Annotated in this window: 10 protein-coding genes and 3 pseudogenes; 4 read left to right on the forward strand and 9 right to left on the reverse strand. The window is 39.6% G+C overall.

The window, feature by feature from the left end; all coding sequences use genetic code 11:
- Positions 1-248: pseudogene (locus tag L654_RS01000000125540) on the forward strand (AMP-binding protein); the annotation flags it as partial.
- 152 nt (positions 249-400) lie between these two features.
- Here the strand turns inward: L654_RS01000000125540 and hflX are convergent.
- The 7 genes and pseudogenes from hflX to L654_RS0105485 all read right to left on the reverse strand — a co-directional run bounded on the left by hflX (position 401) and on the right by L654_RS0105485 (position 8,431).
- On the reverse strand, positions 401-1,750 hold the full coding sequence (hflX, locus tag L654_RS0105455) for a GTPase HflX (protein WP_024607497.1): 1,350 nt from the start codon (positions 1,748-1,750) through the stop codon (positions 401-403).
- A gap of 197 nt (positions 1,751-1,947) precedes the next feature.
- Positions 1,948-3,302 (reverse strand): annotated as a pseudogene (gene gdhA, locus L654_RS01000000125545) (NADP-specific glutamate dehydrogenase).
- A 373-nt stretch (positions 3,303-3,675) separates the two neighbouring features.
- Positions 3,676-4,149 (reverse strand): DUF1456 family protein, encoded by a 474-nt coding sequence (locus tag L654_RS0105465; RefSeq protein ID WP_024607498.1) that lies wholly within the window; start codon positions 4,147-4,149, stop codon positions 3,676-3,678.
- A gap of 117 nt (positions 4,150-4,266) precedes the next feature.
- Positions 4,267-5,511, reverse strand: coding sequence for a lipoprotein-releasing ABC transporter permease subunit (locus L654_RS0105470; protein WP_024607499.1), 1,245 nt, complete (start codon positions 5,509-5,511; stop codon positions 4,267-4,269).
- Entirely contained in the window at positions 5,501-6,199 is a 699-nt protein-coding gene (gene lolD, locus L654_RS0105475; protein ID WP_024607500.1) for a lipoprotein-releasing ABC transporter ATP-binding protein LolD, read from the reverse strand. The genes L654_RS0105470 and lolD overlap by 11 nt, the downstream gene beginning before the upstream one ends.
- Positions 6,192-7,411, reverse strand: a pseudogene (locus tag L654_RS01000000125550) (lipoprotein-releasing ABC transporter permease subunit). The gene lolD and the pseudogene L654_RS01000000125550 overlap by 8 nt, the downstream one beginning before the upstream one ends.
- Positions 7,412-7,558: 147 nt before the next feature.
- Positions 7,559-8,431 carry a LysR family transcriptional regulator gene (locus L654_RS0105485; RefSeq protein WP_024607501.1) on the reverse strand — a complete coding sequence of 291 codons (873 nt, stop codon included), beginning with the start codon at positions 8,429-8,431 and terminating at the stop codon, positions 7,559-7,561.
- A gap of 134 nt (positions 8,432-8,565) precedes the next feature.
- Between L654_RS0105485 and L654_RS0105490 the strand changes: the two genes are divergently transcribed.
- Together L654_RS0105490 and fghA are read left to right on the forward strand one after the other, a co-directional pair.
- Complete coding sequence (locus L654_RS0105490) at positions 8,566-9,687, forward strand: S-(hydroxymethyl)glutathione dehydrogenase/class III alcohol dehydrogenase (RefSeq protein WP_007375333.1); 1,122 nt, start codon at positions 8,566-8,568, stop codon at positions 9,685-9,687.
- A 66-nt stretch (positions 9,688-9,753) separates the two neighbouring features.
- On the forward strand, positions 9,754-10,596 hold the full coding sequence (gene fghA / locus L654_RS0105495) for an S-formylglutathione hydrolase (protein WP_024607502.1): 843 nt from the start codon (positions 9,754-9,756) through the stop codon (positions 10,594-10,596).
- Here fghA and L654_RS0105500 read toward each other — a convergent pair.
- Both L654_RS0105500 and L654_RS0105505 read right to left on the reverse strand, forming a co-directional pair.
- Positions 10,550-10,888, reverse strand: coding sequence for a hypothetical protein (locus L654_RS0105500; protein ID WP_024607503.1), 339 nt, complete (start codon positions 10,886-10,888; stop codon positions 10,550-10,552). The two genes, fghA and L654_RS0105500, sit on opposite strands and share 47 nt — an antisense overlap.
- Positions 10,889-10,960: 72 nt before the next feature.
- Positions 10,961-12,478, reverse strand: coding sequence for a BCCT family transporter (locus tag L654_RS0105505; protein ID WP_024607504.1), 1,518 nt, complete (start codon positions 12,476-12,478; stop codon positions 10,961-10,963).
- Positions 12,479-12,691: 213 nt separating this feature from the next.
- Here L654_RS0105505 and L654_RS0105510 point away from each other — a divergent pair.
- Positions 12,692-12,939 (forward strand): MgtC/SapB family protein (locus L654_RS0105510; protein WP_024593189.1); only part of this gene is annotated, 248 nt, incomplete at its 3' end.

Genomic DNA, 12,939 nt, shown 5'->3' on the forward strand with positions numbered 1-12,939 from the left:
CTGCCATATTCGGTATAACAGATGAAAGGTATGGCGAGGAAGTGTGCGCTTGGATCCAACCAAAAGAAGACGCTGTGCTTGATGAGCAAGCAATTCGTGAGTTTTTAAAAGACAAACTAGCCTATTTTAAAATGCCACGACATATCCGTTTTGTAGAAAACTATCCAATGACAGTAACAGGTAAACTGCAAAAATTTAAAATGCGTGAGCAAATGCAAGAAGAGCTAAGCGACAACGCTTTTTCCTAGTTTCGTCTCTAAGTAACTGAGGCTCCGGATAGGGAATTTATCTCAGAGCTATATTCAGAGCTAGCAGCGTTAAATTTGCGTATATTAGGACTAATACTAAAAAGCACAGCCAATTGGCTGTGCTTTTTATGTACTGAATTGTACTGAATTTATTATAAATTCAGCATTCTCTTTTTTAAACGTTCTAAATCAATCGCACTCGAGCGCACTGTTAATTTAATGTGGCTGTATTCATATTCTTCTTTAACAACACTCATACTCGATCGGATTTCGCCCACAATACCTTTAGCTGTGTACGGTATAACAATCTCTTCTTCAATCATGTCCTCTTGAGCAATGCCAATAATGTATTTGTGCAATTTACTAATATCATCTGGATTACGCGTAGAGGTCATCATCGCATCAGGAAATTCATCCATTAGCGACTGCTGCTGCTCAGTACTTAATTGGTCTGACTTATTCAGTACTAATAATTTTTTGCTGCCTTCCACCCCAACTTCTGCCAGTACTTTATGTACTACTTCAAGTTGTGAGCGAAAAGAAGGATCTGAAGCATCTACAACATACAACAATAACGACGCATCATGTGCCTCAGCGAGCGTTGAATGAAATGAAGCCACCAAATCATGAGGTAATTTTTTAATAAAACCAACAGTATCTGAAACCAATATACGTGGCTGCGTAATCGGATACAACGCGCGAACAGTGGTATCTAGCGTTGCAAAGAGTTTGTTTTCGCCTTCTACATCACTACCTGTAATTGCGCGCATCATTGATGACTTGCCCGCATTGGTATAACCAATTAAAGCCACTGAGAATAGCTCAGAGCGCTGCGTACGTCTGTCCATCATTACATCTTGAACACTAACAAGCTCACGCTTTAATTCTGCTAATTGATCGCGCACCTTACGGCGATTTAGCTCAAGTGTGGTTTCACCCGCACCTTTACCCATTTGGCGTTCTTTATCACCTGTTGATGTTTCACGAAGCCGTGGCGCTACATAATTAAGGCGAGCAATTTCAACTTGTAGTTTTGCAGTTTTAGTACGCGCATGACGGCTAAATATTTCAATGATAATACCGGTGCGATCAAATACTTCTACACCCAGCTGGTTCTCAACATTACGTAGTTGAGAAGGCGTTAAATCACAGTCAAATACCACTACATCGGCACATGCAAAATCAAGTTCGTCTGATGGAATTTCTGACGATATTTCGGTTAAAGGGTCTTCATCAAGTAAATTATCTTCTTGCTCGTCTTCAACCATCCCTTTATTACCGGTAAGGTGAGCTATTTCAGCTAGTTTACCTGAGCCCAGTACATTAACTTTTTGAGTTGAGCTTTGCTTTTGCGATTGCGTACCTACTACTTTAAATCCTAACGTGGTCACCAAACGAGCAAGCTCTGCAAGCGACTCTGTTGCTTCGTCACCTTTAAATTGTGGTGTACTAATAGAAATAAGTAACGCATTAGGAAGTGATGGTTTTGCAGTTAGTTGCATAATTTTTTGTCTTAATGCACCTAAAGTGCAAACCTAATTTTCATTCGAAAGTAACTTGATCCTACGCTGTTATAGCCCAGCTTTATAGGGTTATAGCTCACTAATGGCGTTAATATTTAAAACTAACCAAATATACTCAATTTTATGGCTAGTTTTAAAATCACATTATATTAAAGCCTTATTGTTCAGCTTTAATATTAAACGACACCCTGCTCAATCATTGCATCGGCGACGCGCCTAAAGCCTGCAATGTTAGCGCCTAATAAAAGGTTTCCAGGCTCACCAAATTCTGTAGCGGTATCGTTAGCGGTAACAAATATATTTTTCATAATTTGTTTTAGCTTTTCATCCACCTCTTCAAAGGTCCAACTTTGCATACTCGCATTTTGTGCCATTTCTAATTGGCTTGTCGCAACNCGCCGCCGGCATTGGCCGCTTTACCTGGTCCATACGCAATTTTTGCAGCAATAAAGCAATCTATAGCCTCTTTTGTTGAAGGCATATTTGCGCCTTCACTTACTAATAAACAGCCGCCGGATAATAATGCGTTAGCGTCTGCCTGTGTTAATTCATTTTGTGTGGCGCACGGAAAAGCAGCGGCAGCATTAAAGTGCCAAACAGCATGCCCATCTTTAGGGTAGTCATTTACAGGAATATAAATAGCATCGGGGTGAGTTTGTTTATATACGCTCAAGCAATCGCGCGATTGCTCTTTCAAACATTTAATAAGATTTAAATCTATACCCGACTCATGATAAACAGTGCCACGAGAGTCGCTGCAACTTACTGGTGTTGCCCCCATTTGATAAAGCTTTTCCATAGCATAAATAGCAACATTACCTGCGCCCGAGACTAAGCAGCGCTTACCTTGTAGGCTATCGCCGCGCGCTTGCAGCATGTAGTCAGCAAAATAAACAGCGCCGTATCCCGTGGCTTCTTTTCGTACAAGCGATCCACCCCACAATAAGCTTTTACCTGTTAAAACACCTTCATAGCGCCCAGTCAAACGCTTATATTGACCAAACAAGTAACCTATTTCTCTCGCCCCTACTCCAATGTCTCCAGCGGGTACGTCGGTTGTAGGGCCAATATGGCGATAGAGCTCGCTCATAAATGATTGGCAAAAACGCATTATTTCAGCATCTGAGCGCCCTTTTGGATCAAAGTTTGCCCCGCCTTTACCACCACCGATTGGTAAACCTGTTAAAGCATTTTTAAATATTTGCTCAAACCCTAAAAATTTAATTATGCTGGCATTCACACTTGGGTGAAAACGTAAGCCACCTTTATAGGGGCCAAGTGCAGAGTTAAACTCAATTCTGTAGCCTTTATTTACCTGGATATTGCCTTCGTCATCAACCCAGGGAACTCTAAACATAATTTGGCGTTCGGGCTCAACTAAGCGTTGTATAATGGCATTTTTTTTGTATTTTTCTGAGTTTTCTAAGATAGGTTCGAGTGATTCAAGTACTTCTTCAACGGCTTGATAAAACTCGCATTGTGCAGGACTACTATTTTTTAATTGTGCGATTGTGCTATGGATATAATTCATAATTATTCTTCCGTGTTAATAATAAAAGTATTTATCAGATGTTAAAGTAAACGTGATCAAGTTTATGATTCATGCTTTAAGGTCTTAATTTAATATAATTAACTATTACCTTAGCATGAAAAATTGAGATATTTAACGCGAGCTACGTGAATTATTTTTGATTAGAAGTTTGATTTTTATTTATTAAAGATGAATTTAAATTCACAGATTTAAAATCGGAACAGTGCCAAGTGAGTTTTTATATTTTCAAAAGGGAATTTTAGAAGTATTAGGTTAGGTGTGGGTTTGTTTAAAAATATAACAATTAATGGGTTTTATACTGCATTGCGCACGCAAAAAACCCACTAACTAAAAGCTAATTAGCTAAAACCAGTTACTCAGCAGACTCTTCTGGACGTTGTTGCTTTTGTACGCCGGTTAAAAACAAACGTAATATTTGATCGTTACAAACACGGTAATGTTTGTTATCTACTTTTCGAGAAAATGCGCTTAACTCATGTTTACTTAAATCAAAATCAACAAGTGCAAGTGTTGCTATAACATCTTCTGCTTTCATATTTAAAGCAATACGTAGCTTCATAAAGATAATATTGTTGTTTAGCTTTTTCTCAGGCTCTGGTTGCTCACCTTCGCGTTTGCCACGTTGGGTATTAATAAACCCATTTAAAAAGCTAGCAAACTCAGTATCACTTATTGGGGTAAAAGCCTCTTCACCTTCTTTAGTTAACCATGCAATTACTTGCTCTTTGGTGACCGTATGCTCTGCTGATGCAAAAACATTGACCATAGCAGTATCAGTTAAGTTAAAAGTGTAGCGAATGCGGCGTAAAATATCGTTATTAGTCAAAGTAAATCCCAAAGTGAGGTATAGCAACCAAGCAGTTATTGCTTAATTTTAAATAAGCACCTAGTTTAACAGGTTTACTAATACCACCCTATTAATTTTTATCTGAGCTTCTTATACCTAGTTACCAAGCACCTTGGCAGGATCAACGCGCGTTGCTTGCCATGCAGGATAAATAGTGGCAAGTATCGCAAGCACAAACGTAACAATCACTGTAATACCAATGTCTTCAAGTACTAATTTACTTGGTAAAAACTCTATAAAATAAACGCCCTCAAGTGGATTGGCTCCAAATAATTGGCTTATCCACGTAAAAAGCTCACTTATATTAAGCGCTAATACCACACCAATTAGTGTTCCTAGTGCCACGCCTACAAATGCTTGCATTAAGCCCTGCATTACAAAGGTGGCTAAAATAGTACTGTCTTTCGCGCCCATGGTTTTTAAAATTGCGATATTGCCTTGTTTTTCGCGTACTTCCATCACCAAGGAGGACACAATATTAAAACTGGCTACCGCTATAATTAAAAACACCACAATATAAACAATGGTACGTACCATTTGAATATCTTGATAAAGGCTGCCTTGGGTTCTAAACCAACTGGAAACATACACGTAGTCGTCAATAGTTTGGCCCACTTTTAGCGCTATTTGGTGCGCCGAAAACACATCATCAACACTTAACCGCAGCCCTGTTACTTGAGTTTCATCGTAACCCAATGTTTGCTGCGCTTTATTAAGATGTATAAACGCAGCGTTACTATCAATGGGGCCGCTCATTTCTATAACACCTGCAAGGTTAAGTGTTACGCGTTTAGGCGCTAATAATGACTGACCTTTTTGGCCTATTTGCGGAATAAGTAACGTAATGTTGTCGCCTACTTTTGCATCTAACTGTTTTACTATTTGCTTACCTAAAATTACATCGTCAAGGCCTAACTGGCTCACTAACTTACCACTGGTAAACTGATTTACCGCCGATACATTACTCTCGAGCGATGGCTCAACACCTCGAATTTCTATCGCTTTTAGCTGGCTTTTATATTGCGCCATCCCATTAACTGCAATAAATGGCGCAGCCCCTGTTACATGCGGTTGTGTTTGTAAATCCTCAACTTTTTGCGACCAATTCGCGATGGGTCTACTTGGTGCTACATATTCAACCTGCGGCACAACACTTAGCAATCTATGTACTAGTTGCTGCTCAAAACCATTAATTACCGACAGCGCCACAATTAAAACCGCGACACCTAATAAAATACCAATAGTCGACGCTTTAGCGATAAAACTAACAAAGCCGTTTTTTTCATCTTTGTGGCCTGAATAGGCTCTAAAACGTTTACTTAAAAATGCACTAAGCAACATGCTGCGACTCTTTAATAGCTAGTTTTCCATCGTCTAAATAAGCTATTTTACCTAGCTTATCGGCAAGTTCTAAATCGTGTGTAACTACCACAAAACTCGTGTTTAAGCTTTGGTTAAGCTCATTAATTAAATCGTAAATTTTAATCGCATTTTGTTTATCTAAATTACCGGTTGGTTCATCAGCAAGCACAAGCGCAGGTTTAGTAACCAGTGCGCGGGCAATAGCCACTCGCTGGCGCTCTCCACCAGAAAGCGCAGATGGTTTATGCGAGCTGCGATGTGCAAGACCTACTTTTTCGAGCATATCGAGCGCTTTAGCTTTGGCTTCTTTTGCACTCAAGCCTTTAATTAATAATGGCATAGCCACGTTTTCAACTGCGCTAAACTCCATTAATAAGTGATGAAATTGATAGATGAAGCCCAAATTTTGGTTTCTAAATGCGGCTTGCTCTGTTCGCGAAAGTTTTGCAACTTCTTGGTTTTTAATTTTAGCGCTACCTGAGCTTGCGGTATCTAATGTGCCAAGTATGTGTAAAAGCGTACTTTTACCAGAGCCAGAACTCCCCACAATAGCGAGCATTTCACCTTGCTGAAGCGCTAAATCAACGCCTTTTAATACTTCAACTTGGTTGCTGCCATCTTGATAAACCTTACTTAAATTTTCACAACTAATTACTAAATCATTCATAACGTAATACCTCTGCTGGTTTTACTTTTGCGGCTTTACGCGCAGGATATAAGGTAGCTAAAAAGCTCATAGCAATACTGGCAAACGCTATTATTACTAAACTCAAAATATCAAATTTTACCGGAAGCTCTATACCCGCCAGTAAGTTTAAGCCCACTAATGCAAGTAGCTCATTTATATATAAACTAAATATTACACCTAAAAATGCGCCTATTGCGGTACCAATTACACCGTTATATAAGCCTTGCACCATAAACACTTTTTGCACTTGCGAAGGTGTTAAACCTAACGTTTGTAGTATGGCTACNCTTCACCTTGTTTTTCGCTTACCATCATGGTTAATGCCGATACAATATTAAATACAGCCACCAATACAATGAGGGCAAGCAACATAGACATAATGCGCTTTTCCATAGCAACGGCTGCAAATAGAGTACCTTGAGTGCTGCGCCAATCACTATAATTATGATCTTGTAAAATACGTTGGCTTGCTTCAATAAATTCATCTAGTTCGAAAGGTTCGTGCAATGAAACACTTAAATTTGGTGCAGTGTTTTTATCCAGCTTTAACACCCGCTGTAGTGAAGCGCCACTCGTAAACGCAAGTGCCATATCTATCTCAGATCCGGTTTCATATATTGCGGCAACTTTAAATAAACGCTGGCTGGGTACTCGCCCAAGAGGTGTATACGTTGAAGCATTAGGCATAATAACACGAAGCTTATCACCCACGCTAACGCCTAATTTACGACTCAAATAACGGCTTATAGCAATGTTGTAATTTTTGTTTAATACAGTTTTCCAATCGCCTTGCACTATTTTATCGGTAATTTTATACAAAGAACCACTATCGTTATAAAGGCCTTGTAGTAAAACACCGTGCAAGTCTTTATTCGTTTGCAAAATAGCTTCGCCGTGGCGATATAAGCTTACATGATCAACATAAGGAGATTGTTCGAGGTCAGTTTTAAGGGTGCCCATTTGGGTGGCAGTATTTTTACCTGCGCTAACTTCAACATGCGGAATAAGTCCAAGCATATTGGTTTTTAGGCTATTTTCAAACCCGTTCATTACACTGCTTACCGTAAATAATGCCATTAAACCAATAGCGATACCGGCAATAGAAAAAAACGAAATAAACGATATAAACGCATTTCCTTTAGAGGAGCGACTATATCTAAGCCCTATAAATAAGCTAACCGGTTGAAACATATTATTTTTAACACTTATCGTAAAAGTATTGAGCAATAGTAGCACGAAAAAAGTGCCTTTGGGTATGGCGTGAAATGTAAGAAATAATTTAAAAATCTGATACTTGGCTATATTTACAGCAATATGTATTTAACCATTAACTCGCGGTTAAGCTTTAAGCCCGTTGACTAAATAATCGAGCAATACCCGTACATTAGTAGCCACAAACTGCCTTGGCGGATACACGCCCCATACTCCTTCTTGCTGTGGTTGATAGGGTGTTAAAATAGGCACCAATTGCCCGGAGTTAATTTCGTTTTCAATGTAGTAGTCTGGGAGCTGTACAATACCGAGCCCCTTTTTTGCGCCATCCACCAGCGCCCAACCACTATTACACTGTAGCCGCCCCGCTATTTTAATGTGTTTATCGCGCCCATTTTCGTTTACGCGCCAGTAGCTACTATTCCCAATTAAACATTCATGGCTGTTTAGCTCGCCTAAAGTATGCGGCTCACCAAATCGCGTTAAATACTGTGGTGCCGCGCACATAATAAAACGCCGCGCACTTAACCTACGCGCTTTTAAGCTCGAATCTTTTAAATGCCCTAGCCTTATGGCTAAATCAAATCCGCCCTCTAATAAGTTTTCTTGTTCGTTACTTAGTGTGGCAACAACTTCGACCTCGGGATGATCCTTCATAAAGTTATGCACTATGGGCATAATAAAGCTCTCTCCGTACATAACTGGTGCTGTGAGCTTTATTTTACCTTTTGGTGTGCTTTGTTGCTGAGCAAGGCCTTGAGTTGCTTCATCCATAGCATGTTGTAAGTGCTTTATTTGATGTAAGTACACTTCGCCTTCTTTGGTTAAAACCACTTTACGGGTTGTACGAGTTAATAGTTGTGTATTTAAACGTTGCTCAAGCGCTGTTACATGGCGGCTAATATGCGCAACCGAAAGCCCAAGCGTTTTTGCAGCCGCAGTAAAGCTGCCCTCCTCCCCTACAGCTATAAACTCATCTATTCCATTCCAACGCGCCATTATTACCATACTGTAAAAGTGTTTTAATAAAATTGAGATTATCATTATTTGAGAAACAAATACAATAAGCACATCACCCAAGCAAATTGGGTCTACAATTATTTTTTAATAGCCAGTTAAAGGAAATAAAACACATGTCTGAATTTATTAAATCAAAAGCTGCCATTGCTTGGGGTCCTAATCAACCACTTAGTGTTGAAGAAGTTGATGTGATGATGCCTAAAAAAGGCGAAGTCATGGTAAAAATTACCGCTACAGGTGTGTGTCATACCGATGCATTTACATTATCAGGCCAAGATCCTGAAGGCATATTTCCTGCTATTTTAGGTCACGAAGGCGCTGGTGTTGTCTATGCTGTTGGCGAAGGCGTAACGAGTGTTGAAGTTGGAGATCATGTTATTCCTTTATACACTGCAGAATGTGGCGTATGTAAAATGTGTACTTCAGGTAAAACTAATCTGTGTTCAGCCGTGCGCGAAACACAAGGTAAAGGCCTAATGCCAGACGGCACTACACGCTTTTTTAAAGACGGCCAACCAATTTATCACTACATGGGTACATCAACATTCTCTGAGTACACTGTATTGCCAGAAATTTCACTCGCTAAGGTAAACAAAGAAGCATCACTAGAAGAGATTTGCTTACTAGGCTGTGGTGTAACAACGGGCATGGGCGCAGTTACAAACACAGCTAAAGTAAAACCTGGCGACACTGTTGCTATATTTGGCTTAGGCGGTATTGGTTTGTCTGCGATTATTGGCGCAAAAATGGCCGGTGCTGGTCGTATTATTGGTGTTGATATAAACACCACTAAATTCGATTTAGCTACAAAACTAGGTGCAACTGATTTAATTAACCCAAAAGATTTCGACAAGCCAATTCAAGAAGTTATTGTTGAAATGACAGACGGCGGCGTTGACTATTCGTTTGAATGTATCGGTAATGTTGACGTAATGCGCTCAGCGCTTGAGTGTTGCCACAAAGGTTGGGGAGAGTCAGTCATTATTGGTGTGGCGGGTGCAGGCCAAGAAATATCAACCCGCCCGTTTCAACTAGTAACTGGGCGTGTATGGCGTGGTAGTGCATTTGGTGGCGTTAAAGGCCGTTCACAACTTCCTGAAATTGTTGAGCGTTACATGGCGGGGGAATTTGCTCTTAGCGACTTTATTACTCACACAATGGGCCTTGAAGATATTAATGAAGCGTTTGATTTAATGCACGAAGGCAAAAGTATTCGTACAGTAATTCATTACTGATAACTGCTAAGCACGTTTAAGAATAAGCCGTAATACTTTTAAGTTTGCGGCTTTTAAGGATTAAGTATGTTAGAAAATATCTCAAGTGTAAAAGTGTCTGGCGGTTGGCATAAACAATATACTCACAGCTCGCAAAGTACACATTGCACTATGCGCTTTGCCGTATTTTTACCACCTGGCGCAAGTGAAGCAAATAAAGTACCGGTACTTTATTGGTTATCAGGTTTAACCTGTACCGACGAAAACTTTATGCAAAAAGCAGGCGCATTTAAAAAAGCTGCCGAGTTAGGTATTGCTATTGTAGCGCCAGACACCAGCCCGCGTGGCGAGAACGTACCCAATGAAGACAGTTACGACTTTGCACAAGGCGCAGGCTTTTACGTAAATGCCACGCAAGCTCCTTACAACACCCATTTTAATATGTACGATTATGTTGTTAGTGAGTTACCAGCACTTATTGAACAACATTTTCCCGTCACAAGCACAAAAGCAATTAGCGGTCACTCTATGGGCGGGCACGGTGCATTAATGGTCGCACTTAAAAACCCGACTGCGTTTGTAAGTGCTTCGGCTTTTAGCCCTATTGTAAATCCGATTGAATGTCCTTGGGGTGTAAAAGCATTTACTGGATATTTAGGAAATGGTAAAGCGCTTTGGGCACAATATGATAGCTGCGAGCTGATGAAAAACGCAGAGCAAGCTCATTACTTACCCATGTTAGTGAGTCAAGGTGATGCAGATGGCTTTTTACAAGAGCAACTTAAGCCAGAGAACTTAGTCGCTATTGCTGATAAAAAAGGCTACCCGCTTACACTTGAAATGCAAGCAGGCTACGATCATAGCTACTTTTTTATAAGCAGCTTTATTGACCAACACTTATTATTTCATCATCAGTTTTTAACTGCATAGGCTCATTAGTGTGTAGGGATGACTTTTCTAACTCTACACACTCTTTCAATACTTTACTCACTTGCCTGCATACTTGTACAGTATTGTTATTGCCCTTACCTTTAATAAATTCAACTATAGCCATATCGGCTTCAACACCGAGTTTAGTAAAGCTAAAGCCCTCTTTATCTTTTACAACAGGCCCCGCATTTACTGGGCCAGGTTGAGAGCGCGCTGCCCCATCTAAAATTATACCCGCAGCAGCGCAACCAATTAATACATTTGAAAATAGAATAATCAAAAAAGTACGCATTATTAACCCCACCAATATAATTACCTAAATTATATACAATTTTAAAAATAGCATTGTAAATAAATGTAAGCCTTAGTGCTTAAATTCACGTATGAACTCTTTAATAAAACCAATTAATTGCAATATAAATATAATTAAAAAAGGAAGCGCTCCAATAATAGCAACGCTTCTGTTTAATGGTTCATTGTTTTGTACTAACAAAACAAAAGCGCATAAACCTAGTGCAAACGACCAAGCATACAAGCTCCATGTTTGATCTTCACTTGCACCACTTAATTGGCGAATAACCAAAACAGCAGAGTCTGCTGATGTGGCTACAAAAATGAGTAGAAGTAATAAACTTGACCAAATTAATAGACCGCCTTGCCAGCCTAATTGCTCGAAAAATACAAACAGCCCTTGCGTATAATCGGCTTTAATAGCATCTAAAATGCCTGCATTGTGAGTTTGATCCCACGCAATTGCAGAGCCCGAAAACACACTAAACCATATAATAGTCACAAAGGTTGGTACAAATACGACACCTAAAATGTATTGCCAAACCGGCCGTCCTTGGCTAATTTTTGCCAAAAACACACCAACAAACGGGCCCCAAGCTAACCACCAAAAATAGTAATTGTATGTCCAACCTGTTGCCCATGCTGGGTCATTAAGTACGCTTTCAAACTGCCATGTACCTGTGGTTATGAGCTGAATGTAATCCCATGTACCGCCTATTGCTATATCTATAATTGGCTGTATAGGCACAAAAATTAATAGCCATGCTATAAGTGCAAATGCTAAAAACACATTAAATTTACTAAGAGTTTGAATTCCTTTTTTAAGCCCCAACTTTGCAGAAGTAGTATAAAGCAGCGCAATTAAAAAAATAATAATAAACCCCGAAAATAAAGCAGACTCAACCCCTAGCTCAAGCTCGAGCCCTTTACGCAGTAATAAAGTTGAATTAGCAATTGTGCCCACAACACCAAAAAATATTGCAAGTATGGCAATTAATTTAATGCTAAAGCTCAACTGTAACTGCCAAGCCCGATTAATAACGCCTTTAGTTGCACTGATCACAGGAGCACTAATATCGCCCGCTGTACCACTATTGCGAGTAAGCCCACCTAATACCAAGCCAAATACTGCATAGAGCGCCCATGCATGCGCGCCCCAATTAACTAGTGTAAGTGCCAAACCACTTGTTTTGTGGTTGGGATACAAGCTTTGCTTTAAAGGCGAGTTAACTGTGTGTAGTGCAGGCTCTGCTACTCCCCAAAATATAAGTCCTGAGCCCATTCCTGCTGCAAACAACATAGAAAGCCAACCAAAGGTACTAAACTCAACAAGTGCTTGCGTTCCTCCTATTTTTCGTTGCCCTAATGGGCTTATAGCAATAGCTATCACAGAAAAAAGTAACAAGTTTACCAATATAAAAAATGGCGACCCTAAATAACCTAAAATTTTATTAATAGCGGGTTGTAAGTGCTCTGTGAGTAATTCAGGAAATAAAAAAGCAATAACAGATAACCCAACGCAAAATAGTAAGGCTGTTTTTTCAAGCTTAGTGGGTGTGCTTAATGTTTTATTTAAAGGCAAGAGATTCACATAGGTGTCTTTTAGTCTGGATAAAAGAATACGGGGCTTTAAAACTCAGATCAAATTAACTATTGCGTAAAATAGTAATAAAAACATGTAAAAGTTTCCTCAATAATTCTTGTTAAATATAGATATTAACAATAAACCATTGATTACTAGTAATTTATTCCATGGCTTGCTGTTTGCTTATTATTAACAAAGTTAACCAGCACAGGCTCAATAATGGAAATTGATTTACAGTGGAATGAAATCATTGATAACTTAATACACTTAGGTATTGCATACCTACTTGCACTACCCATGGCATACGACAGAGAGCGTAGTAATGATGGCGCAGGCCTTCGTACCTTTCCTCTTGTTGCTGTTGCATCGTGTGGATATGCATTAATTGCTATGTCGGTTTTAGATGGCGCAGAAGCTCAATCAAAAATGTTGCAAGGCATCATTACTGGTATTGGTTTTATTGGCGG

The sequence above is a fragment of the Pseudoalteromonas sp. TAB23 genome, assembly GCF_000498075.1.
GTDB lineage: Bacteria > Pseudomonadota > Gammaproteobacteria > Enterobacterales > Alteromonadaceae > Pseudoalteromonas > Pseudoalteromonas arctica.

What these genes read in the sequence shown, in the direction of transcription:
- L654_RS0105470 (WP_024607499.1), bottom strand. Translation starts at nt 5,511, where the DNA reads ATGTTGCTTAGTGCATTTTTAAGTAAACGTTTTAGAGCCTATTCAGGC.
- L654_RS0105500 (WP_024607503.1), bottom strand. Translation starts at nt 10,888, where the DNA reads ATGCGTACTTTTTTGATTATTCTATTTTCAAATGTATTAATTGGTTGC.
- fghA (WP_024607502.1), top strand. Translation starts at nt 9,754, where the DNA reads ATGTTAGAAAATATCTCAAGTGTAAAAGTGTCTGGCGGTTGGCATAAA.
- L654_RS0105490 (WP_007375333.1), top strand. Translation starts at nt 8,566, where the DNA reads ATGTCTGAATTTATTAAATCAAAAGCTGCCATTGCTTGGGGTCCTAAT.
- L654_RS0105485 (WP_024607501.1), bottom strand. Translation starts at nt 8,431, where the DNA reads ATGGCGCGTTGGAATGGAATAGATGAGTTTATAGCTGTAGGGGAGGAG.
- lolD (WP_024607500.1), bottom strand. Translation starts at nt 6,199, where the DNA reads ATGAATGATTTAGTAATTAGTTGTGAAAATTTAAGTAAGGTTTATCAA.
- hflX (WP_024607497.1), bottom strand. Translation starts at nt 1,750, where the DNA reads ATGCAACTAACTGCAAAACCATCACTTCCTAATGCGTTACTTATTTCT.